Raw genomic sequence first — 270 nt, 5'->3', positions numbered from 1 at the left:
CACCGGTCTCCCCGGACTCGTACAAACTCAACGCCGACCGGTGCACCTTACCCTCCACATCGGTACCCAGCTCCACCATCACCCCCACCACCATCCCTTCCCCCCCTACCTCCACCCTCTCCCCCACCCCCACTTCACCCCCCCTCACCCTCACCCACTCCATCCCCACCACCCACCTCCACACATTCCCCCACCTCCTCCCCTCATTCTCCCAACTCACCCCATCAACTCCCCCCCCCCTCCTCCACTACCTCCCATCCGCCTCTGCCA

The 270-nt window shown here is 65.6% G+C and carries 1 protein-coding gene; it reads right to left on the bottom strand.

Annotated elements, in window-relative coordinates:
- Positions 1–220 (bottom strand): hypothetical protein (locus FS507_RS20030; RefSeq protein WP_145943843.1); only part of this gene is annotated, 220 nt, incomplete at its 3' end.
- Positions 221–270 lie beyond the last annotated feature (50 nt).

Origin of the sequence: Corynebacterium glyciniphilum AJ 3170 (assembly GCF_007673095.1) — a bacterium.
In the GTDB taxonomy this organism is placed as follows: domain Bacteria; phylum Actinomycetota; class Actinomycetes; order Mycobacteriales; family Mycobacteriaceae; genus Corynebacterium.
The sequence above is the reverse complement of the archived record's forward strand: the minus strand, read 5'-3'. Positions and strand labels throughout refer to the sequence as shown.